The following is a 20,389-nucleotide window of genomic DNA, read 5'->3' on the forward strand; positions in this document are numbered from 1 at the left end:
CGCAGGGGAGCTTCGGCAAACGTCCATGGAACCGGCAGCGATCATCGCACCGCAGCGGGCGAGGGGAGAGGGGCGGCTCGTCGCCAAGGCTGAAGGCGGCCGCACGCGCATCGCCGAGCTCTACCAGGAAGGCTGCGCCAAGATCCGTCTGCCGAAGACCTTCGATGCCTCGATGGAGGCCGTGCTCATCAATTCGTCGGGCGGCGTGACGGGCGGTGACCGGCTTTCCTGGGAGTTCAGGGCGGGCAAAGGCACGAAACTCACGCTGACGACGCAGGCCTGCGAGAAGGTCTACAAGGCAGCCGCCGGCACGGCCGAGATTGCGACGCGCATATCGGTCGCCGCCGGCGCTCACGTCGACTGGCTGCCGCAGGAGACGATTCTCTTCGATCGGTCGGCCCTGTCGCGGAGCCTCGAGGTCGACCTCGCCGCCGATGCATCCTTTCTCGCAGTGGAGGCCGTTCTGATCGGCCGCAAGGCCATGGGTGAGGAGGTGCGCGCCGGCCTCTTCCGCGACAATTGGCGAATTCGAAGCGGCGGCAGGCTGATCCACGCGGAGAACCTCGCCTTGGCCGGCGACATCGCGGCGCTTGCGTCCCGGCGAGCGGTGCTCGACGGCGCTGCCGCCTTCGCGACCCTCGTCTATGCCGCGCCGGACTGCGAGTCGCAGCTTTCCAAACTGCGCTTGGCGCTCGCGGGACATGCCCTGTCCGGCGTCAGCCATTACGACGTCGGCGGTCGCGACAAGATCGTCGCCCGCGTTGCTGCGGCCGATGGGTTCGCGCTCAGAAAAATCCTCATCCCGCTCATTTCGCACTTGCGTAAAGACGCGTCAGTGCCGAAAGTCTGGACTCTCTGATCCCTGCAATCGATCTGGACGGCGACGCATGAATCTCACTCCGCGCGAAAAAGACAAGCTGTTGATTTCCATGGCGGCGATGGTCGCGCGCCGGCGGCTCGAGCGGGGCGTGAAACTCAATCATCCCGAGGCGATCGCCCTCATCACCGACTTCGTCGTGGAAGGCGCGCGAGACGGCCGTTCCGTCGCCGAGCTGATGGAGGCAGGCGCCCATGTTCTCACCCGCGATCAGGTGATGGAGGGCATTGCGGAGATGATCCACGACATCCAGGTCGAGGCGACTTTTCCCGACGGGACGAAGCTCGTCACCGTCCACGAGCCTATCCGTTAACGAGGAGGCACCATGCTCAGCCTGCGTCCGAACTGCGAATGCTGCGATCGAGACCTGCCACCCGATAGCGGCGATGCGATGATCTGCACCTTCGAGTGTACCTTTTGCGCCGGCTGTGCGGAAACGAAGCTTGGCGGGACTTGCCCGAATTGCGGCGGCGAACTGGTTCGGCGCCCGGTGCGGCCCGCGTCAATGCTGAAGAAATATCCGGCATCGACGGCGCGCGTCCTGAAGCCTCAGGGCTGTGCGCCCGAACGAGCCGCCTGAGGGGAACGAACATGATTCCAGGTGAGATTATCGCCGCCGCCGGTGAGATCGAGTTGAATGCGGGCCTCGAAACCGTCAGCATCGAGGTCGCCAACTCGGGCGACCGACCGGTGCAGGTCGGTAGCCATTATCATTTCGCCGAGACCAATCCGGGCCTGATCTTCGACCGTGACGCCGCGCGCGGCAAGCGGCTCGACATTCCTGCGGGTACGGCCGTCCGCTTCGAGCCGGGACAGACACGGCAGGTGACGCTCATCCCGCTTTCGGGAAAACGCGAGGTTTTCGGCTTCCGCCAGCAGGTCATGGGGAAGCTATGAGAGCGGCCGCTCCTGCGCTGAGCCTGTTGTTGTGCTGCACGGCTCCCGCCAATGCGCAACAGCCTGAGCCGGATTGCCGGAAGGCCGTGAGCCAGATGGATCTCAACATTTGCGCCGATCAGGACTACCGGGCGGCGGATGCGGAGCTGAACAAGACCTACCGCCTTGTGGTCGCGGCCATGCAGGCGACCGACAAGGAGCTTGGCGACATCGACGCGGCTTACGCCGGAGCGCTCGAGGCACTAAAAAAAGCGCAGCGAGCCTGGATCGGCTATCGCGACGGCCAATGCGAACTCGCCGGGTTCGAGGCGAGGGGCGGCTCGATGGAACCCATGCTGGTCTCCGGTTGCCTCGCAGAGCTGACACGCAAGCGCACCGCCGAGCTCAAGGAACTCATGGAATCTGCGGAGAATTGATCATTGCAAAGCGGCCGCGTCATCATGATCGTTGGCAATGGTGACGTGCCCGAGGGCGCTGCCGCGACGATCGATGCAGCCGATCTGGTGATCCGTTTCAACGATTGCCGCTCGGTCGGGAAGGGCGGCAGCAGGACCGATATCATCGCCGTCTGCAACACCGGCCGCCCGGCACTGTCGATGCTCGGCGGCGGGCGCTGGAAGACGAGTGCGGCGGTCCGGCAGGCACGCGAGCTATGGAGCGTCCGCTCCGGAGCCAGGTTCGCCGCGATGCGGGCAGCACTTGCCGGGACCCATCCGGATCTCGACGATTTCTGCGACGACTATACGGCCGGCTTCGAGAGCTTCGCGCGGGCGACGGCACGCAAGCACCGGGTCATCGCGGCCGAGACGCATGACCGGCTGGAGCGCGATCTCGCCCGCTTCGCGCCGTCGCCTTATGTCGCGCCGTCGAGCGGTCTGGTGGTGATTGCCGACATCGTGTCGAGCTTTGCCGCAGCCGGCGACGATGTCGTGCTTGCCGGCTTCGGCCATATCGGCTGGCAGTGGCACCCGTTCGCCGCCGAGCGCCGCTATGTCGATGCGCTCGCAGCGCAAGGGCGGCTTCGCCGACTTCATCCATTTGCCTCTTCAGATTTGCCCCAGGGAGCCTGATCCATGTCCTACAGAATGTCGCGCGCGGCCTATGCCAACATGTTCGGTCCGACCGTGGGCGACAAGGTGCGCCTCGCCGACACCGAGCTCTTCATCGAGGTCGAGAAGGATTTCACCACGCATGGCGAGGAGGTGAAGTTCGGGGGCGGCAAGGTCATCCGTGACGGCATGGGCCAAAGCCAGGTGACGCGCGAAGGCGGCGCGGTCGACACGGTGATCACCAATGCGCTTATCCTCGATCATTGGGGGATCGTGAAGGCGGATATCGGGCTGAAGGACGGGCGGATCGCGGCAATAGGCAAGGCCGGCAATCCGGACATGCAGCCGGGCGTCACCATTATCGTCGGCCCGGGCACGGAGGTCATCGCCGGCGAGGGCAAGATCGTCACGGCCGGGGGCATGGACAGCCATATACATTTCATCTGCCCGCAGCAGATCGAAGAGGCGTTGATGAGCGGCCTGACCTGCATGCTCGGCGGCGGGACGGGACCGGCGCACGGTACGCTCGCCACGACCTGCACGCCCGGACCGTGGCACATCGCCCGCATGATCGAAGCGGCCGATGCGTTTCCGATGAATCTCGCCTTTGCGGGCAAGGGAAATGCGTCGCTGCCCGGCGCGCTCGTGGAAATGGTACTCGGCGGCGCGACCTCGCTGAAGCTGCACGAGGATTGGGGCACGACGCCGGCCGCCATCGACTGCTGCCTCTCCGTTGCCGACGAATACGACGTGCAGGTTATGATCCATACCGACACACTCAACGAAAGCGGCTTCGTCGAGGATACGATCGCGGCGATCAAGGGCAGGACGATCCACGCCTACCACACGGAAGGCGCCGGCGGCGGGCATGCGCCTGATATCATCAGGATCTGCGGCCAGCCGAACGTCATCCCGTCCTCGACCAATCCGACGCGGCCCTATACGGTGAACACGCTTGCGGAACATCTCGACATGCTGATGGTATGCCATCACCTGTCGCCCACCATTCCGGAAGACATCGCCTTCGCCGAAAGCCGCATCCGCAAGGAGACGATCGCAGCGGAGGATATCCTCCACGATATCGGCGCCTTCTCGATCATTTCCTCCGACAGCCAGGCGATGGGGCGGGTCGGCGAGGTGGCGATCCGCACCTGGCAGACCGCCGACAAGATGAAGCGCCAGCGCGGACGGCTCAAGGAGGAGACCGGCGACAACGACAATTTCCGGGTCAAGCGCTACATCGCCAAATATACGATCAACCCGGCGATAGCCCATGGCCTCAGCCATGAGATCGGCTCGCTCGAGGTCGGCAAGCGCGCCGATCTGGTCCTCTGGAATCCCGCCTTCTTCGGCGTGAAGCCCGACATGGTGCTTCTCGGCGGCACGATCGCCGCAGCACCCATGGGCGACCCGAACGCCTCCATCCCCACGCCGCAGCCGGTCCACTACCGGCCGATGTTCGGCGCCTATGGAAGGAGCCGGACCAACTCCTCGGTCACCTTCGTCTCGCAGGCGTCGCTCGATGCCGGGCTCGCCGGCAGGCTCGGCGTCGCCAAGGAGCTCGTCGCTGTCCAGAATACCCGCGGCGGCATCGGCAAGGCGTCGATGATCCACAACAGCCTGACGCCGCATATCGAGGTCGACCCGGAAACCTACGAGGTCCGCGCCGACGGCGAGCTCCTGACCTGCGAGCCGGCGACGGTGCTGCCGATGGCGCAGCGGTATTTCCTGTTCTAGGTTCTATAGCCCTTAGATCGTGGCACGATGCACGCCTGTGAGGTGCGCGACTTCCGCCACCGGCTCCTTGTCCTCATGGATGAGTTGGCGCGCGTGCGCGATCTGCTCGGCCAATAGGGTAGGGAAAGGGCCGAACCGCACGCCTCGCGCCTTCGCCGCGATCCGGCCGGCCCGCTCTCATCATCTAGCTACTGCATGTTTCCTTTAATCGTATCCGATTAAAGGACAAAAACATGCAGCAAATCAAAGTGCTACAGCGACCTTTGCGCGTCTGATAAGACGCGCGGCGCTGTAGGGCCGTAGGGCCGGCCCAGGATGGGTTTATAGGCTGCAACATTGCCTCTTTGCCGGCAACGCAGCAATCAGGCAATCGCCGCAAGCCCTCTTTTCTGAACAATGGTCAGCAATCGCAGCGCCGGCCCTCCCGGCTTCTTCACCCCGCGCTCCCAATCGGACACAAGCCCCTTGCTCACATTGAGGTAGCGGGCAAAGACAGGCTGCGAGATATGTTCACGCTCCCGAATAGCGCGAATTTCCTCCGGGGTCATTGACTCCACGGCCGTCAAGCAGGCGTCGTCGAATTCGCGCATCGTCTGCTTGTCGATCGCGCCGGCTTCAAACAGGCTCTCCATGGTTTCATGGATGGCCGCCATTGCCTCACTCTTATACTTCTTCGCCATCTTCAACCTCCGAAAAGCGCCCTTTCCCAATCAGCACGGCCATTTGCGCATCCGATAGCGCAAGGAGTTCCTTCGCCATCTTCTTGAACAGGGCTTCCTCGCCGTCTTCAATGTTGGCCTGTTCACTCTTTGCAAAGCCGAAAACGAAGAATGCCCGCTGTTCCAGCCTAAACAGGATGATCGTGCGATAACCGCCTGACTTCCCTTGCCCCGCCCTCGCGACACGCTGTTTGATCACGCCGCCGCCAAGATCGGCGTCAATCTGGCCTCGTTCGGCGCGGCGCACCGCGTCTACCAAGGCAGCGTCCGCGATCCTCTGCTTTCGAGTAAAACGCTCAAACCATGCGTTCTTAAAAATCCGCACCGCCATCCTACCGGTCTATATATAACACTAAGCGTTACACTTCAAGGTGCGGCGCTGTCCGTGCAAATTGCCTCATTGCCAGCAATATCATCAAGGCCTACCGGATCGGGGACTGTCGCCGCAGCTCGTTTAATTGCCCCGCAGTCATGCGCCTTCCGCATGGCTGCCATGCGGGAGGTCTCCGTCGCTTTGATGCTGCACTGCAGCGGAAATTTCGTTAGGAAGGGCACTCGATTTCCGCCGGCGCGCCTGTCCTCCCAAGACTGCGCCGCCGGCAGCCAGTTTTTAGGAGATGATGATGCTCGGCAGAAAAGTTCCCGCTGTAACCTTCCGCACCCGCGTCCGCGACGAGTCCGTCGGCGGTTCCAATCCGTTCCGCTGGCAGGACGTTACCTCGGACGACTATTTCGCCGGCAAGCGCGTCGTGCTGTTTTCGCTGCCGGGTGCTTTCACCCCGACCTGCTCGACCTACCAGCTGCCGGACTTCGAAAAGCTCACCTCCGAATTCCGGACTCTCGGGATCGACGAGATCTACTGCGTCTCCGTCAACGACGCCTTCGTGATGAACGCCTGGGGCAAATCGCAGGGCCTCGAGAACGTCAAGCTCATTCCGGACGGTTCGGGCGAGTTCACCCGCAAGATGGGCATGCTCGTCGCCAAGGACAATCTCGGCTTCGGCATGCGCTCCTGGCGCTATGCCGCCGTCATCAACAACGGCGTTGTCGAGCAGTGGTTCGAAGAGGAAGGCTACTCCGACAACTGCGACAGCGATCCCTACGGCGTCTCCTCGCCGCAGAACATCCTCGCGGCGCTGAAGTCCAAGAAGCTCGCCGCCTGATCCCGATTTTACCGAATCGATAAAGCCCCGGCTGCCGCAAGCAGGTTCCTGAAAATCCACGCGATTTTCGCCTTCTTGCTGGTGCCGGGGCTTTTTCTTGCTACAGTGAAGACTTCCAGGAGGAAGCGGATGCGGGGGCGCGAACCATGCACGTTTCCTCGTTTCACCGGTAAGGGAATGCAGAAATCCATGGTTTACATCATTGCATATCTGACGGCGCATGCGGGCAAGGGCGACGAGGTCGTGGCACTGACGACGCCGCTGATCGAAGCGACGCTGAAAGAGGCCGGTTGCGTCAGCTATGAGCTCTATCGCAAGCCCACGGATCCCGATGCGCTGGTGTTCGTCGAAACATGGAAGGACAGGGCGGCTATCGATGCGCATTTCGCCGAGCCGCATCTGAAGGCCTTCCAGACGGCGGCGGCGAATCTTTTGGCGAGCGCCCGCGTCGAGATCGTGCATCCGGAAAAGATCGAGGTGGTCTGACGTGCCCTATCGCTCGACCGAAGTTCTTTCGCCCGGTCCCGGCGAAAGGGCGCCGCTTCATCGCTTGACCCTGACGCATGAGCAGCGCCATCTGCGCCGCAAGCTCCTGCACCTCGAAAACGACGATGTGGTGATGCTGGATCTCAAGGAGCCCGTGATGCTCGCCGATGGCGATCTTCTGGTGCTCGAGGGCGGCGGCCATATCGAGGTGAAGGCGGCAGCGGAAGCGCTTTACGACATCCGCGCGCGAAACCCGCTGCACCTGATGGAGCTTGCCTGGCATCTCGGCAACCGGCACCTCCCGGCGGCGGTGGAAGAGGGGCGGATTCTGATCGCCCGCGACCCGGTCATTCGCGCGATGCTGGAGGGCCTGGGCGCCACCGTCGATGAAGTGAACGAACCCTTCCATCCCCTGCACGGCGCCTACCACCAGCACGGTCACGGCGATCACTACCGTCATGGCTGAGCATGCCGATACGCAGTCGCTCCTGCGTCTCGTTACCTGGCTCTCGCCCGCCTTTCCCGTCGGCTCCTTCTCCTATTCCGGCGGTCTGGAGCAGGCGATTCATGACCGGCTTGTCACCGGTGCCGACGATTTGCGGCTATGGTGCGAAACGCTCCTGGATCACGGCACGACGTGGAACGACGCGCTGCTTCTGGCGGAAGGTTACCGTGCATGTGACGATGCCGCGCGGTTGATCGCGGCATCGGAACTGGCCGAAGCACTGGCCGGATCGCGCGAGCGGCATATGGAAACCATGCTCCTCGGCGAGGCGTTCCTGGCCGCCGCCGGCCACTGGCCGCACGCGTCGCTCGAATTCCCTGGCGCGAGGGCCGCCTATCCGGTGGCGGTCGGCGCGGTCGCCGGAGCGCACCGCACCGGCCTCGAAGCGGCGCTCGCCGCCTTTCTCAACGCCACCATATCGAACGCAGTGTCGGTGGCTATCCGCTGCGGCGTTACCGGCCAGCGCGACGGGGTCGGCATGCTTGCGCGAATGGAGAAAACGATAGGGGCGGTGGCAACGCGCGCCACGCGCGCCTCGCTCGATGATCTTGCCGCCGCGACGATCATCGCCGACATTGCCTCGCTGAGACACGAGATATTGCATTCACGATTGTTCCGCACTTAACGGAACAACGGACGGACTTCGAAAGGATAGAAAAAGATGCCATCGAAAAACGGTCCTCTGCGCATCGGTATCGGCGGTCCGGTCGGATCCGGAAAGACGGCGCTGACCGACAAGCTCTGCAAGGCCATGCGGGAGAAATATTCCGTCGCGGTGGTTACGAACGACATCTACACCAAGGAAGATGCCGAGGCGCTGGTGCGCATGCAGGCCTTGCCTTCGGAGCGGATCGTCGGAGTCGAGACGGGCGGATGCCCCCACACGGCGATCCGCGAGGATGCATCGATCAATCTTCAGGCGATCGCCGATCTCAACCGCCGCATTCCCGATCTCGATGTCGTCTTCATCGAGTCGGGAGGGGACAATCTGGCAGCGACCTTCTCGCCCGATCTCGCGGATCTTACGATTTATGTGATCTCGGTCTGCCAGGGCGAGGAAATTCCGCGCAAGGGCGGACCGGGCATCACCAGGTCCGATCTGCTGGTGATCAACAAGAAGGATCTCGCCCCTTACGTCGGTGCCGACCTCGGGGTCATGGAACGCGACGCGGCCCGGATGCGAGCCGAAAAGCCGTTCGTGTTCTCGGATATGAAACGCGGCGACGGGGTGGAGCGGATCGTCGAGTTCCTGACGGTGCACGGGGGGCTCTAGATCACGATGTATTTAGGTCGGTCGGCCTAAAAACATGAACGTGATTTGCTGCGAGATGGATGATGGCGCTTCTCCTCCTCCTCATCTCTGTGCTTGTCACAGAGATCCAGCAGCGCCGCGTCTGCGGCGCGGGAAGAGTTCTTTCAGCCCAAGGACTTGGTCTGGCTGGATCCCTGTGACGGGCACAGGGATGAGGAAATCAAACAAGCCGCCGCAGGTATCCCGAATCTCAACAGGCCTTAGATCACGTTGTTTTTAGACCGGGTCGACCCGCTCTGAGCAGCACCCCGGCGCAGCTCTCGTCCTATTCCGCGGCCAGCGCCGGATGGCTGATGACCTTGCCGTCGGACTTGCGGCGCTTCTCGTCTTCGAGCGCCTTGATGCGCTCTTCGAGGCTCTCGATCGTGCTGCCCTGTTCGGCGGCAAGCTTGCTCAGCGCCTCCTGGTCGAGCGGCAGTGCCTCCTCGTCCTTCTTGCCGATGAAGCGGCCGAAAGCCCAGGCGAGGAGACGCGACAGGTCGTCCATGATCAGGAAGAAGGACGGAACCACGACGAGGCTCAGGACCGTCGAAACGATGATGCCTCCGATGACGGCGATCGCCATCGGTGCACGGAAGGAACCGCCTTCGCCGACGCCCAGCGCCGAGGGCAGCATGCCCGCGGACATGGCGATCGAGGTCATGACGATCGGACGAGCCCGCTTCCGTCCGGCCTCGATCATGGCGAGCGTCCGGTCCATGCCGTGATGCATCATCTCGATACCGAAGTCGACGAGCAGGATGGCGTTCTTGGTGACGATGCCCATCAGCATCAGGATACCGATCAGCACCGGCATCGACAGCGCGTTCTGAGTCAGGATCAAGGCGGCTGCCACGCCGCCGATCGCGAGCGGCAGCGAGAACAGGATGGTGAAAGGCTGTATCACATCCTTGAACAGGAGGATGAGCACGACCAGCACCATCATCAGACCCAGCAGCATGGCGTTGCCGAAGCTCTCCTGCATCTCGGCCTGCACCTCGGCGTCGCCGCTTTCAAGGAACTGGACCGTTTCAGGCAGATCGGCGTCGGCGGCGATTTCCCTGAAGCGGGCCGATGCCGTGTCGAGCGCCACGCCGGCGGGCAGGTCGGCGCCGAGCTTGACGACGCGGTAGCGGTCGTAGCGCTTGATGGAACTCGGCCCTTCCGCATAGTTGATGTCCGCGACGCTCGACAGCGGAACGGTCGCTCCGGATGCCGTCTGGACCTTCAGGTTGCGGATCGCCGCCAGGTCGGTGCGAAAATCACGGTCGAGCTGCACCCGGATCGGGATCAGGCGCCCATCGAGCGCAATCTTCGTCAACTGCGCGTCGATATCGCCGATCGTGGCGATGCGGATCACCTCGGAGATCTGCGCCGTCGTGATGCCAAGGCGCGACATCTGCTCGTCGCGCGGCCGGATCTGCAGTTCCGGTCGGGGCAGCGCTCCCTCGGGGCTAACGTTGGCAAGCAGCGGATCTCGGCGCAGATCCGCTTCCAGGGTGGCGACCGCCTTGTCGAGATCCGCCTCGTTGCTGGAAAGCAGGTTGAACGACAGATCACGCTCGCCGCGATCGTTCAGCTTGGTGACGCGGACATCGGGAATCGATCGCAATCGGGCGAAGATTTCCTTCTCGATCTCCGATTGCGGCTTGATCCGACCGGCCGGGGGCAGCTTCGGCAGGTATTGGCCGATCAGCGGTGTGCGGCCGATCACGTCGTTGACGACCTTGTTGATCAGCGAATGATCGAGCTTCTCGAGCAGCACCGTGACGGCAGCGCGTCGCAGTTCGAGGTCGCCCTTGGGCGAGGCGCCGCCGAGTACGAAGACGTTTTCCACGCCGTCGATATCCTTGACGCGATTGTAGATCTCGGTGGTGGTCCGGTCCGTATCCGCGAGCATTGCGTCCGGCGGCAGTTCGATGGACAGGCTGACGCGCGAGCTGTCTTCCGGCGGCAGGAAGCTGCCCGGGACGAAGACGAGCAGCGCGACCACGGAACCGACCGAGACCAGGATCGCCGCAAGCAGGGTGGAGTAGCGCGTGTACCAGCGCTTCGTGGTGAAGCGTACGAGGCGCGTGTACTGGCGCATCATGAAGCCTTCGTCGTCATGATGCCCGCTGACATCCGAAGGCTTCATCAGATAGGCGGCCATGACCGGCGTGATCAGGCGGGCGACCAGGAGCGAGAAGAACACCGAGACGGCGACCGTCAGGCCGAACTGGATGAAGTACTGTCCCGGAATGCCAGGCATGAAGGATACGGGCACGAAGACGGCGATGATCGTGAAGGTGGTGGCGATCACCGCAAGGCCGATCTCGTCCGCAGCCTCGATCGCTGCGCGGTAAGGCGACTTGCCCATGCGGATATGACGCTCGATGTTCTCGATCTCCACGATCGCATCGTCGACGAGAATACCCGTCGCGAGCGTCATCGCCAGGAAGCTGACGAGGTTCAGCGAGAAGCCGAGCAGTTCCATCACCCAGAAGGTGGGGATGGCTGAGAGCGGCAGTGCGACCGCCGAGATCAAGGTCGCGCGCCAGTTGCGCAGGAACAGCATAACGACGATGACGGCGAGCACGGCGCCCTCGATCAGCGTATGAATCGCCGCTTCGTAGTTGCCGTAGGTGAAGTAGACCGAATCGTCCACCATCTCGATGGAGACATCCGGATGCTTCGCGCGGATTTCATCGAGCGTCTTGCCGACGGTTTCCGCGACCGACACTTCGCTCGCCCCCTTGGCGCGGAACACGGCGAAGGTGACGCCCGGCTGCCCGTTGAAGCGGGAGAACGACTTCGGCTCCTCATAGGTGTCGATCACCTTGCCGAGTTCCGACAGACGGACGAAGCGGCCGTTCGGCAGCGAGATCATCGTACCCGCCAGCGCCGTTACGTCGCGCGTGTCGCCCAATGTGCGGATCGCCTGTTCGCTGCCGCCGACCTGGCCGCGGCCGGAACCGAGGTCCATGTTCATTCGGCGAAGCTGGGCGTTGACGTCGGCGGCGCTGATGCCAAAGGAATTCAGACGGTCCTCATCGAGCTCGACCCGGACCTCGCGGTCGGAGCCGCCGTAGCGGTCGACACGGCCGATGCCGGTTTGGCCCTGGATGGCGCGCTTGATCGTGTCGTCGACGAACCAGGACAGCTCTTCCAGCGTCATGCCGGGCGACGAGACGGAAAATGTCTGGATCGCCTGGCCTTCCACATCGACCTTGGAAACGATCGGCTCTTCGATCGAGGTCGGCAGGTCGCTTCGGATGCGGTCGATGGCATCCTTGACATCCTGCACGGCCTGCGTCGTCGGGACTTCCATGCGGAAGATGACGGCGGTCGTCGAAATGCCGTCGGTGATCGTCGACTCGATATGGTCGACGCCGGAGACGCCGGCGACCGCGTCCTCGATCTCCTTGGTGACCTGGGTTTCCAGTTCGGCGGGCGCCGCACCGCTCTGTGTGACGGCGATCGAAACGATCGGCACGTCGATGTTCGGGAAGCGCGTGATGGGCAGCGAATTGAACGACTGCCATCCGAGCACCACGAGCACGAAAAACGCCAGGATGGGCGCGACCGGATTGCGGATGGACCAGGCGGAGAAGTTCATGGTCTCATGTTCCCGTCAGTTGGTTGCCGGCTCGGCGGATTCGACCGGATTGATGCGGTCGCCATCGCGCACATAGGCACCGGCCTTCGCCACCGCCTGCTCACCCGGTCTGATGCCGGAGAGTATCTCGATGAATTGTCCGTCCTGGATGCCCGTTTCGACAGGTACCAGGCGCACGACGCCGTCTTCGACCTTGCGGACGATGGACTTGCCGTCTTCCGATGTAACGGCCGTTTGCGGCAAAACCACCGTTTCCTTCTGCTCCGCCACGATCACTGCGCTGGCATACATGCCCGCGCGCGCCTTGGATGCGTCGGTCAGGCTGATACGCACCGTGCCGAGGCGGGTCTGCGGGTCGACCGTGGGCGCGATCAACCGGATCTTCCCCTCGATCGTGGTGGTGCTGCCGGCAAGCTTGACCGTGGCCGTCTGCCCCACGGCAAGCTTGATGACATCGGACTCGGCGACATCGGCCCACATCTCGATTTCGCCGTCGCGAATGATCGCGAACAGCGGCTCGCCGCTGCCGCTGGCGATCGCACCGACCTTGGCGTTCTTTCGCGAGATGACGCCGCTGACCGGCGCCTTAACGGCGGTTCGTGCGAGACGCAGGTCGACGTCGTCTATCTGGGCCTGCACCACCTTGATATCTGCCGTTGCGACGCTCACCGACTGCTCGGCCGAGCGGACGCGTGCGCGGCCCGCGGCAGCGAGCGCTTTCAAGCGGTCGGCCTCGGCCGTCGATACCGTACCGTTCTTGGAAAGCTGCACGGCACGCTCTGCCACACGCGTCGCCTCCTCCGAATTGGCCGTCACTTCGGCAAGCTGGGCGTGCAGCTGGGCAAGCGACGCCTCGGCCTTTGCGAGATTGGCCTCGAGCTGGCTCTTCTGCAGGAGCAGCGCGTCCTCATTGAGCACGGCGAGCGTGCCGCCTTCCTCGACCCGGTCGCCGACATCGACGTTGAGCGAGCGGATGGCAAGTCCATCGACCAGCGGAGAGACGTAGATCTCGTCCACCGCCTCGATCGAACCGGTCGCAATGACGCGGTCGGTAATCGCACGCTCCGTCGCTTCGGTCACGACGATGGATGGCGGCGCCTGTTTTTGCGGGGACTTGACGGCCTCTTCGGCCGAAGCGCTTACAAGCGCGGACAGGAGCATCGCTGCACAAGCGCCGACGAGAGGCAGGAGTTTCTGAGCCATAGGCCTGTTTTCCCGAAGCTGAAGCAAACATGCCCGATCACGCCCGCGCAGGGGCGAATATCCGGCCGCAATCACGCTATTTCACCTACAGCGCCGCGCGTCTTGCCGGACGCGCAAGGACCGCTGCAGCACTTTGAATTGCTGCCCGGGGCAGCGGTTTCAAACCACAGGCACCGGACGGGAAGAAAATTCCCTGATGGGCAACCCTAAAGAAATAAAGATTCCTCCATACGCTTGCCCTCCAGTCAAACGTTCCGGCCTATGTAGTCGCCGGAGCAAATGCTTACAAGAGCGGCGAAGCAATGGTGCCTCACTATTTCTACTGTCATGCGTCTTCGGATGCAATACGGGTGCAACCTGAAGGTAGTCTTAACAACCACGGCAGGATGCGAGATCTTTCGCCGTTCGACAGCGAGCCCTCCACGCTAAGCCATTGGAATCGAGCTTTTCTGGTGCCAGCGGGCGTCGGTCGGTGCGCTTCTCCAGGGTAGTAACGCTGCGACCTTTAACCACGGGGTGCGAGTTCTCGCTGCTGCGGCAAGCGGCACAACTCGCTGGGGAGCGCGAGGCGAGGGCCACGCGCTCCTTCCGTTCGTGTGGAGTCCTACTTAAGCGCCGCGTCCGTGATGTCGTGCGTCCAGGCGCCTTCCGGCTCCTTGGATATGACCGGGTCGGAGCCGCCGGCCAGCAGCGACTGGACGGTGCGCTTGTAATCCGCCTCGTCGAGGGCGCCGCTGGAACCTGCAGTCAGCTTGGCGACTTCGCCCATCATGCGCTTCTGGTGCTTTTCCGTCTGCGCGCCGGTGGAGTCGTTCTCGAGTACGATATCGGCCGCCTCGTCCGGATTCTCCTCGGCAAATTTCCAGCCCTTCATCGAGGCGCGGACGAACTTCACCATCTTGTCCTTGAAGGCCTCGTCCTTGAGCTTGTCCTCGAGCACGTAGAGGCCGTCTTCGAGCGTGGCGACGCCCTGGTCCTCATATTTGAAGGTGACCAGATCCTCCGGCTTGATGCCGGCGTCGATGACCTGCCAGTATTCGTTGTAGGTCATGGTGGAGATGCAGGCGGCCTGCTTCTGGATCAGCGGATCGACGTTGAACCCCTGCTTCAACACGGTCACGCCATCCGGTCCGCCATCCGTCGGGATCTTCAGGTGCGACATCCAGGAGAGGAACGGATATTCGTTGCCGAAGAACCAGACGCCGAGGGTCTTGCCCTTGAAGTCTTCGGGACCCTTCACTCCGGATTCCTTCAGACAGGTGAGCATCATGCCCGATGTCTTGAAGGGCTGGGCGATATTGACGAGCGGTACGCCCTTTTCGCGCGTGGCCAGCGCGGAGGGCATCCAGTCGACGATGACGTCGGCGCCGCCGCCGGCAATCACCTGCGCCGGTGCGATATCCGGGCCGCCGGGCTTGATTTCGACGTCGAGGCCCTCTTCCTCGTAAAAGCCCTTGTCCTTCGCCACGTAGTAGCCGGCGAACTGGGCCTGGGTCACCCACTTCAGCTGAAGTGTGACCTTTTCGGCGGCATTGGCATGGAAGGCCGCGAGCGAAAAGACGCCCGCTGCCAGCAGAGATGCAAGTTTCTTGTTCATTCCAGTTCCCTCTTATTGTTGCTTCATTGTCAGGTCCGGCCACTGCGGATGGACGGATGCCAGAAGGTGACGGCGCGTTCGATGAGCGCGACCATCCCGTAGAAGACGGAGCCAGCCACCGCCGCTACGGCGATTTCGGCCCAGACCATGTCGACATTCATGCGGCCCACTTCCGTGGAGATCCGGAAGCCCATGCCGACGATGGGCGTTCCGAAGAATTCGGCCACGATCGCACCGATCAGCGCCAGCGTGGAGTTAATCTTGAGAGCGTTGAAAATAAAAGGCCAGGCGGCCGGCAACCGGAGCTTGACGAGTGTCTGCCACCAGGAGGCGGCATAGGTGCGCATCAGATCGCGCTCCATGTGGCTGGCGGCTGCAAGCCCCGAAACCGTGTTCACCAGCATCGGGAAGAAGGTCATGATGACGACGACCGCCACTTTCGACTGCCAGTCGAAGCCGAACCACATGACCATGATCGGGGCGACACCAATGACGGGGAGGGCGGAGACGAAATTGCCAAGCGGCAGCAGCCCCTTCTGCAGGAAGGGCGAACGGTCGATGAGGATTGCGACGACGAAGCCGAGGCCGCAGCCGAGCGCGTAGCCGGTCAGCACGGATTTCAGGAAGGTCTGCCGGAAATCGGCCGCCAGCGTCGGCAGCGAATTGATCAGCCGCTGCCAGATCATCGAGGGCGCCGGCAATAGCACCGATGGAACGGCGAAGCCGCGGACGATGCCTTCCCAGAGGACGAGTATGGTGATGCCGAAGAGGAGAGGCACGGCAACACGTGCCGCGTTGTTCGCGGCGTCGCTTGCGAACTGCTTTCGGACCAGCCATTCGTTGAAGGCCCAGGCAGCGAGCCAGAAGAGGATGGCGCCCGCGAGAGCGGCAAGGTTCATGGTTTTGCCCCCATGCGCTTCAGGACGGCCGTATGCGCCAGGCCGACGATCATGACGAGGACCGCGGCGAGTGCCGCAGCCATGAACAGCGCCGCCCAGATCTGTACGGTCTGTCCGTAATAGGACCCGGCGAGCAGGCGTGCGCCGAGTCCGGCGACCGCGCCGGTCGGCAGTTCGCCGACGATGGCGCCGACGAGCGAGATCGCGACGGCAACCTTCAACGAGGTGAAGAGATAGGGCATGGACGAAGGCCAGCGCAGCTTCCAGAAGGTCTGAGCGGGCGAGGCGTTATAGGTGTGCATCAGGTCGAGCTGGATCGTTTCGGGGCTGCGCAGCCCCTTGACCATGCCGACGACCACCGGGAAGAACGAAAGATAGGTGGAAATCAGCGCCTTCGGAAGCAGGCCGGAAATGCCGATGGCGTTGAGCACGACGATGATCATCGGCGCGATCGCCAGGATCGGTATCGTCTGACTGGCGATCACCCAGGGCATGAGCGATCGGTCCATTGCGCGGTTGTGGACGATACCGACGGCCAGCAGCACGCCCAGCACCGTGCCGATGCCGAAGCCGAGCAAAGTGGCCGAAAGCGTGATCCAGGCATGATAGACCAGGCTGCGCTTCGAGGTGATCGCCTTGTTGGCGGTCGTATCCCAGATCTCGGCGATCAACTGGTGCGGAGCAGGCAGCACCGGGCGTTCCTGAGCCATGGTATTGCGGAGGATTTCGGAAAAGCCGATCTCGGTGCCGGCGCGGGCGGCGGTATCCCGTTCGAAAGGTGCGTTCAGGAAGACCGATGCGACGTACCAGCCCGCGATCAACAGGAGGACGACGGTGGAGACGGGAAGGAGCTTGTCCTTGAGGAGGCTTTCCTCGCGCATGGTCAGGCCTCCCTTTCGCGCAACGGTTCGGAGCGCCAGTGGTACAGAATGTCTGGCAGGCCCTCCTCGTTGTCGCCGCCCGTTCTGCGCACCGGCAGGAAGCCCTCACGTTCATAGAAGCGCTGGGCGCCACCGTTGTGTTCAAATGTCCAAAGCTTGAGCTCGGATCTCGCGCGTTTCTTGGCTTCGCGGATGAGGGTGGTTCCGATTCCGACGCCTCTGTGCCGTTCATCCAGATAGAGCGCGGTGACGAAGCCATCCGCGGACAGAGCGAGGAAGCCGGCGATTTCGCCCCGACAGTCGGCAACGATGACGGGTCCGTTTGCAAAGACGCTTTCCCGGTAATGCCGCTCCACATCCTCCTGCGGATGAACCCGCGGCATCCACGGTGTGGCGTCTATCCAGCGATTGAGAATACCGGCGCATGCCGGCATGTCCGCCAAGGTCGCATCGCGACAGGACACTTGAGCGGCGCGGCTACTCGTCATAGCTGTGCCCCGCTCTCAAGCCCTCGCGCACGCGATGCGCGATCTCGAGGAATTCCGGCGTTTCCCGAATGCCGAGCGGACGTGCCCTCGGAAGGGTCGATTCGATGACGTCCGTCACGCGGCCGGGGCGGGGACTCATGACGATGATCTTGGTCGAGAGGTAGACCGCTTCCGGAATGGAGTGCGTGACGAAACAGATGGTCTTGTCGGTGCGCGCCCAGAGTTTGAGGAGTTGCTCGTTCAAATGGTCGCGGACGATCTCGTCGAGCGCCCCGAAGGGCTCGTCCATCAAAAGGAGATCGGCATCGAAGGCCAGCGCCCGGGCAATCGACGCGCGCTGCTGCATGCCGCCGGACAGCTGCCAGGGATATTTCTTGCCGAAGCCCGAGAGGTTGACGAGTTCCAGCGTCCGCTCGATCCGCGCCTTCCGGTCCTCGCTGGAGTAACCCATGATCTCCAGCGGCAGCGCGATGTTCTTTTCGATCGTGCGCCAGGGATAAAGGGCGGCCGCCTGGAAGACATAGCCATAGGCGCGCCGCCGGCGGGCCTCCTCGGGCGTCATGCCGTTGACGGAAATGGTGCCGGCCGTCGCCTTTTCGAGATCGGCGATGACGCGCAGAAACGTCGTCTTGCCGCAGCCGGACGGGCCGATGAAGGACACGAAGTCGCCCTTGACCACGTCGAGATTCACGCCGGTAAGTGCATTGACCGGTCCGTCGCTGGTCTCGAACGTCAGGCCGAGGTTCCGGGCCGAGACCACGGAGGCGGGATTGGATGTCATGGACGGATTCTCATTATCGACTGCCTGTGTCAGACTGCTATCCGGACCCGCAACATGCAATGGCGGATTTGCCGGCGAGGTCGCCTGCTGTTGGTTTTTCAGCGTATTCTGGAGGACGGTCATGTCTCGATCACCCAATCCTGGCTGTCGCGTGGTCCGCCCGGGCGATGCCTTTGCCGGCAAGCAGGGGCTCGATTATTTCGAGGGTATTGCCACGGAAACGGTCGGCTCCACCGGCATCTGCATGCATCTCGTGACCATGCCGCCCGGTGCGCGCGCCAAGGCACATCTTCATGAGACCCACGAAACGGCGATCTACGTGCTCTCCGGCGAAGCGCACACCTGGTTCGGCGAGCGGCTCGAAGAACACGTGATCACCAGGGCGGGAGATATGCTCTACATTCCCCCCGGCGTGCCGCACCTCCCGGCGAACCTCTCGGACGCCCCTTGCACGGCGGTGATCGCCCGGACGGACCCGAAAGGAAACGAGAGCGTCTTGCTGCTGCCCGAGCTCGACGGGCTGGTGCCCTCCTGACTGCCCGGGTACGGTTTTTTCTCTAAAGGCACAGGGCTGCGGCATCTCGGATCAGACGCCGCTTGCGGGAATGCCGCTGCGCTGCACCGCCCGTGGCGCCGTCACTTCCTTCCAGGTGGAAAGCGCGGTGCTGACCGCCGGGAAGGGATCGCGCCGGACGAATTCGCCGTGGCCCTCCTGCGTCTTCACGGTTCCTTCCTCGATCGAAACCACGCCGCGCGTCAGCGTGAAGCGCGGCAGACCGGTGACCGTCTTTCCCTCGAAGACGTTGTAGTCGATCGCCGATTGCTGCGTCTTCGCAGAGATCGTCTTGGAGCGCTTCGGGTCCCAGACGACAAGGTCCGCATCGGCGCCGACGAGGATCGCCCCCTTCTTCGGATAGATGTTCAGGATCTTGGCGATGTTGGTGGAGGTTACCGCAACGAATTCGTTCATGGTGATGCGGCCGGTCGCAACACCATAGGTCCAGAGCATCGGCATGCGGTCTTCCAGCCCACCGGTGCCGTTCGGGATCCTGGTGAAATCGCCGACTCCGAAGCGCTTCTGCTCGGTCGTGAAGGCGCAATGGTCGGTCGCGACCACCTGGAGCGAACCGGAGGCAAGCCCCGCCCAGAGGCTGTCCTGGTGAAGTTTGTTGCGGAAGGGCGGCGACATCACCCGGCGGGCGGCGTGGTCCCAATCCTTGTCGAAATATTCGGTCTCATCGAGCGTCAGGTGCTGGATCAAGGGCTCGCCGAAGACGCGCATGCCCTTGGCGCGGGCGCGCCGGATCGCTTCATGCGCCTGTTCGCACGAAGTATGAACGATGTAGACGGGACAGCCGGCCATGTCGGCGATCATGATCGCGCGGTTGGCGGCCTCGCCCTCGACTTCTGCCGGACGCGAATAGGCATGTGCCTCCGGGCCGCTATTGCCTTCCGCCAGCAGCTTCGCCTGCAGTTGCGCCACCACGTCGCCGTTTTCGGCGTGGACCAGCGGCAGCGCGCCGAGCGCCGCACAGCGTTGGAAGGAGGAGAACATCTCGTCGTCGTCCACCATCAGCGCGCCCTTGTAGGCCATGAAGTGCTTGAAGGTGTTGATGCCCTTGTCCTTTACGATCGTCTCCATCTCGTTGAAGACCTGCTCGCCCCACCAGGTGATGGCCATGTGGAAGGAATAGTCGCAGTTGGCGCGCGTCGATTTGTTGTCCCACATGGTGAGCGCCTCGAGCAGCGACTGGCCGGGCGAGGGGAGTGCGAAATCGACGACCATGGTGGTGCCGCCGGCAAGAGCCGCGCGGGTCCCGCTTTCGAAATCGTCGGAGGAATAGGTGCCCATGAAGGGCATTTCGAGATGCGTATGCGGGTCGATGCCGCCCGGCATCACGTAGCAGCCGGTGGCGTCGAGCGTTTCGGCGCCGGAGAGATTCGGCCCGATTTCGACGATCCTGCCGCCTTCCACCTTTACATCGGCCTTGTAGGTCAGGTCGGCCGTGACGATGGTTCCACCCTTGATGACAGTGCTCATTGGTTCGTTCCCCTGGATGGTGCTTTCGGCGGCTCGGGCCGCCTACAGCGCCGCGCGTCTCAGACGCGCAAAGGACGCTGTAGCCTTTGAGTTGCTGCATGTTTTGTCCGTTGATCGGCTACGATCAAAGGAAACATGCAGTAGAAAAGGGCGGAACCACCGTCCCGCCCGCAAAAC

At 62.9% G+C, this 20,389-nt stretch carries 23 protein-coding genes; 13 read left to right on the plus strand and 10 right to left on the minus strand.

Annotation, left to right across the window (positions count from 1 at the left end):
• The first annotated feature begins 25 nt into the window (after positions 1-25).
• Genes JOH52_RS10875 through ureC form a run of 7 tightly spaced genes read left to right on the plus strand, consistent with a single transcriptional unit; the run spans position 26 to position 4,560 of the window.
• Positions 26-859 (plus strand): urease accessory protein UreD, encoded by an 834-nt coding sequence (locus tag JOH52_RS10875; RefSeq protein WP_010969965.1) that lies wholly within the window; start codon positions 26-28, stop codon positions 857-859.
• 28 nt (positions 860-887) lie between these two features.
• On the plus strand, positions 888-1,190 hold the full coding sequence (locus tag JOH52_RS10880) for an urease subunit gamma (RefSeq protein ID WP_003525618.1): 303 nt from the start codon (positions 888-890) through the stop codon (positions 1,188-1,190).
• Between the two features lie 12 nt (positions 1,191-1,202).
• Positions 1,203-1,457, plus strand: coding sequence for a DUF1272 domain-containing protein (locus tag JOH52_RS10885; RefSeq protein ID WP_010969964.1), 255 nt, complete (start codon positions 1,203-1,205; stop codon positions 1,455-1,457).
• A gap of 11 nt (positions 1,458-1,468) precedes the next feature.
• On the plus strand, positions 1,469-1,774 hold the full coding sequence (locus tag JOH52_RS10890) for an urease subunit beta (RefSeq protein WP_003525615.1): 306 nt from the start codon (positions 1,469-1,471) through the stop codon (positions 1,772-1,774).
• Entirely contained in the window at positions 1,771-2,190 is a 420-nt protein-coding gene (locus JOH52_RS10895; protein WP_010969963.1) for a lysozyme inhibitor LprI family protein, read from the plus strand. The genes JOH52_RS10890 and JOH52_RS10895 overlap by 4 nt, the downstream gene beginning before the upstream one ends.
• A gap of 3 nt (positions 2,191-2,193) precedes the next feature.
• Entirely contained in the window at positions 2,194-2,844 is a 651-nt protein-coding gene (locus JOH52_RS10900) for an urease accessory protein (protein ID WP_010969962.1), read from the plus strand.
• Positions 2,845-2,847: 3 nt separating this feature from the next.
• Positions 2,848-4,560, plus strand: a complete 1,713-nt coding sequence (ureC, locus tag JOH52_RS10905; RefSeq protein ID WP_010969961.1) for an urease subunit alpha — start codon at positions 2,848-2,850, stop codon at positions 4,558-4,560.
• 362 nt (positions 4,561-4,922) lie between these two features.
• Here ureC and JOH52_RS10910 read toward each other — a convergent pair whose 3' ends face one another.
• Both JOH52_RS10910 and JOH52_RS10915 read right to left on the minus strand, forming a co-directional pair.
• Positions 4,923-5,240 (minus strand): helix-turn-helix domain-containing protein, encoded by a 318-nt coding sequence (locus tag JOH52_RS10910; RefSeq protein ID WP_010969960.1) that lies wholly within the window; start codon positions 5,238-5,240, stop codon positions 4,923-4,925.
• A complete protein-coding gene (locus JOH52_RS10915; RefSeq protein ID WP_010969959.1) occupies positions 5,224-5,610 on the minus strand; it encodes a type II toxin-antitoxin system RelE/ParE family toxin in 387 nt (128 codons plus the stop codon). Before JOH52_RS10915 ends, JOH52_RS10910 begins: the two co-directional genes overlap by 17 nt.
• A 292-nt stretch (positions 5,611-5,902) precedes the next feature.
• Between JOH52_RS10915 and JOH52_RS10920 the strand changes: the two genes are divergently transcribed.
• From JOH52_RS10920 to ureG, 5 genes are all read left to right on the plus strand, one after another.
• Positions 5,903-6,442 (plus strand): peroxiredoxin, encoded by a 540-nt coding sequence (locus tag JOH52_RS10920; protein ID WP_013844776.1) that lies wholly within the window; start codon positions 5,903-5,905, stop codon positions 6,440-6,442.
• Between the two features lie 129 nt (positions 6,443-6,571).
• On the plus strand, positions 6,572-6,928 hold the full coding sequence (locus JOH52_RS10925) for a putative quinol monooxygenase (RefSeq protein WP_013844775.1): 357 nt from the start codon (positions 6,572-6,574) through the stop codon (positions 6,926-6,928).
• A 1-nt stretch (position 6,929) separates the two neighbouring features.
• Positions 6,930-7,394 carry an urease accessory protein UreE gene (gene ureE / locus JOH52_RS10930; RefSeq protein WP_010969957.1) on the plus strand — a complete coding sequence of 155 codons (465 nt, stop codon included), beginning with the start codon at positions 6,930-6,932 and terminating at the stop codon, positions 7,392-7,394.
• Positions 7,387-8,058 (plus strand): urease accessory protein UreF, encoded by a 672-nt coding sequence (locus JOH52_RS10935; protein WP_107010526.1) that lies wholly within the window; start codon positions 7,387-7,389, stop codon positions 8,056-8,058. The genes ureE and JOH52_RS10935 overlap by 8 nt, the downstream gene beginning before the upstream one ends.
• Before the next feature lie 36 nt (positions 8,059-8,094).
• The gene (gene ureG / locus JOH52_RS10940; RefSeq protein ID WP_003525604.1) at positions 8,095-8,706 is read left to right on the plus strand and encodes an urease accessory protein UreG; all 612 of its coding nucleotides are present in this window, start codon (positions 8,095-8,097) and stop codon (positions 8,704-8,706) included.
• A 304-nt stretch (positions 8,707-9,010) separates the two neighbouring features.
• Here the strand turns inward: ureG and JOH52_RS10945 are convergent, their stop codons facing one another.
• The 7 genes from JOH52_RS10945 to JOH52_RS10975 all read right to left on the minus strand — a co-directional run bounded on the left by JOH52_RS10945 (position 9,011) and on the right by JOH52_RS10975 (position 18,171).
• Complete coding sequence (locus JOH52_RS10945) at positions 9,011-12,322, minus strand: efflux RND transporter permease subunit (protein ID WP_010969955.1); 3,312 nt, start codon at positions 12,320-12,322, stop codon at positions 9,011-9,013.
• 15 nt (positions 12,323-12,337) lie between these two features.
• Positions 12,338-13,525: an efflux RND transporter periplasmic adaptor subunit gene (locus JOH52_RS10950; RefSeq protein ID WP_010969954.1), complete on the minus strand. Its 1,188-nt coding sequence runs from the start codon at positions 13,523-13,525 to the stop codon at positions 12,338-12,340.
• Between the two features lie 604 nt (positions 13,526-14,129).
• Complete coding sequence (locus JOH52_RS10955; RefSeq protein ID WP_013844773.1) at positions 14,130-15,122, minus strand: ABC transporter substrate-binding protein; 993 nt, start codon at positions 15,120-15,122, stop codon at positions 14,130-14,132.
• A 29-nt stretch (positions 15,123-15,151) separates the two neighbouring features.
• The gene (locus JOH52_RS10960) at positions 15,152-16,021 is read right to left on the minus strand and encodes an ABC transporter permease (RefSeq protein WP_010969952.1); all 870 of its coding nucleotides are present in this window, start codon (positions 16,019-16,021) and stop codon (positions 15,152-15,154) included.
• Positions 16,018-16,902: an ABC transporter permease gene (locus JOH52_RS10965; protein ID WP_010969951.1), complete on the minus strand. Its 885-nt coding sequence runs from the start codon at positions 16,900-16,902 to the stop codon at positions 16,018-16,020. Before JOH52_RS10965 ends, JOH52_RS10960 begins: the two co-directional genes overlap by 4 nt.
• Before the next feature lie 2 nt (positions 16,903-16,904).
• Positions 16,905-17,390 (minus strand): GNAT family N-acetyltransferase, encoded by a 486-nt coding sequence (locus tag JOH52_RS10970; RefSeq protein WP_010969950.1) that lies wholly within the window; start codon positions 17,388-17,390, stop codon positions 16,905-16,907.
• Positions 17,380-18,171, minus strand: coding sequence for an ABC transporter ATP-binding protein (locus JOH52_RS10975; RefSeq protein ID WP_010969949.1), 792 nt, complete (start codon positions 18,169-18,171; stop codon positions 17,380-17,382). The genes JOH52_RS10970 and JOH52_RS10975 overlap by 11 nt, the downstream gene beginning before the upstream one ends.
• Before the next feature lie 121 nt (positions 18,172-18,292).
• Between JOH52_RS10975 and JOH52_RS10980 the strand changes: the two genes are divergently transcribed.
• Entirely contained in the window at positions 18,293-18,706 is a 414-nt protein-coding gene (locus JOH52_RS10980) for a cupin domain-containing protein (RefSeq protein ID WP_013844771.1), read from the plus strand.
• A gap of 51 nt (positions 18,707-18,757) precedes the next feature.
• On the opposite strand, the gene hydA is transcribed toward JOH52_RS10980, so the two are convergent.
• On the minus strand, positions 18,758-20,212 hold the full coding sequence (gene hydA, locus JOH52_RS10985; RefSeq protein ID WP_013844770.1) for a dihydropyrimidinase: 1,455 nt from the start codon (positions 20,210-20,212) through the stop codon (positions 18,758-18,760).
• Positions 20,213-20,389 lie beyond the last annotated feature (177 nt).

The sequence above is a fragment of the Sinorhizobium meliloti genome (genome assembly GCF_017876815.1).
Classification (GTDB): domain Bacteria; phylum Pseudomonadota; class Alphaproteobacteria; order Rhizobiales; family Rhizobiaceae; genus Sinorhizobium; species Sinorhizobium meliloti.

Bases quoted from the DNA above. Each gene is read 5' to 3' on its own strand.
- JOH52_RS10955 (WP_013844773.1), bottom strand. From the start codon at position 15,122: ATGAACAAGAAACTTGCATCTCTGCTGGCAGCGGGCGTCTTTTCGCTC.
- JOH52_RS10945 (WP_010969955.1), bottom strand. From the start codon at position 12,322: ATGAACTTCTCCGCCTGGTCCATCCGCAATCCGGTCGCGCCCATCCTG.
- JOH52_RS10915 (WP_010969959.1), bottom strand. From the start codon at position 5,610: ATGGCGGTGCGGATTTTTAAGAACGCATGGTTTGAGCGTTTTACTCGA.
- JOH52_RS10875 (WP_010969965.1), top strand. From the start codon at position 26: ATGGAACCGGCAGCGATCATCGCACCGCAGCGGGCGAGGGGAGAGGGG.
- JOH52_RS10950 (WP_010969954.1), bottom strand. From the start codon at position 13,525: ATGGCTCAGAAACTCCTGCCTCTCGTCGGCGCTTGTGCAGCGATGCTC.
- hydA (WP_013844770.1), bottom strand. From the start codon at position 20,212: ATGAGCACTGTCATCAAGGGTGGAACCATCGTCACGGCCGACCTGACC.
- JOH52_RS10980 (WP_013844771.1), top strand. From the start codon at position 18,293: ATGTCTCGATCACCCAATCCTGGCTGTCGCGTGGTCCGCCCGGGCGAT.
- ureC (WP_010969961.1), top strand. From the start codon at position 2,848: ATGTCCTACAGAATGTCGCGCGCGGCCTATGCCAACATGTTCGGTCCG.
- ureG (WP_003525604.1), top strand. From the start codon at position 8,095: ATGCCATCGAAAAACGGTCCTCTGCGCATCGGTATCGGCGGTCCGGTC.
- JOH52_RS10910 (WP_010969960.1), bottom strand. From the start codon at position 5,240: ATGGCGAAGAAGTATAAGAGTGAGGCAATGGCGGCCATCCATGAAACC.
- JOH52_RS10965 (WP_010969951.1), bottom strand. From the start codon at position 16,902: ATGCGCGAGGAAAGCCTCCTCAAGGACAAGCTCCTTCCCGTCTCCACC.
- JOH52_RS10920 (WP_013844776.1), top strand. From the start codon at position 5,903: ATGCTCGGCAGAAAAGTTCCCGCTGTAACCTTCCGCACCCGCGTCCGC.
- JOH52_RS10885 (WP_010969964.1), top strand. From the start codon at position 1,203: ATGCTCAGCCTGCGTCCGAACTGCGAATGCTGCGATCGAGACCTGCCA.
- JOH52_RS10895 (WP_010969963.1), top strand. From the start codon at position 1,771: ATGAGAGCGGCCGCTCCTGCGCTGAGCCTGTTGTTGTGCTGCACGGCT.
- JOH52_RS10970 (WP_010969950.1), bottom strand. From the start codon at position 17,390: ATGACGAGTAGCCGCGCCGCTCAAGTGTCCTGTCGCGATGCGACCTTG.
- JOH52_RS10935 (WP_107010526.1), top strand. From the start codon at position 7,387: ATGGCTGAGCATGCCGATACGCAGTCGCTCCTGCGTCTCGTTACCTGG.
- JOH52_RS10960 (WP_010969952.1), bottom strand. From the start codon at position 16,021: ATGAACCTTGCCGCTCTCGCGGGCGCCATCCTCTTCTGGCTCGCTGCC.
- JOH52_RS10890 (WP_003525615.1), top strand. From the start codon at position 1,469: ATGATTCCAGGTGAGATTATCGCCGCCGCCGGTGAGATCGAGTTGAAT.
- JOH52_RS10975 (WP_010969949.1), bottom strand. From the start codon at position 18,171: ATGACATCCAATCCCGCCTCCGTGGTCTCGGCCCGGAACCTCGGCCTG.
- JOH52_RS10880 (WP_003525618.1), top strand. From the start codon at position 888: ATGAATCTCACTCCGCGCGAAAAAGACAAGCTGTTGATTTCCATGGCG.
- JOH52_RS10925 (WP_013844775.1), top strand. From the start codon at position 6,572: ATGCGGGGGCGCGAACCATGCACGTTTCCTCGTTTCACCGGTAAGGGA.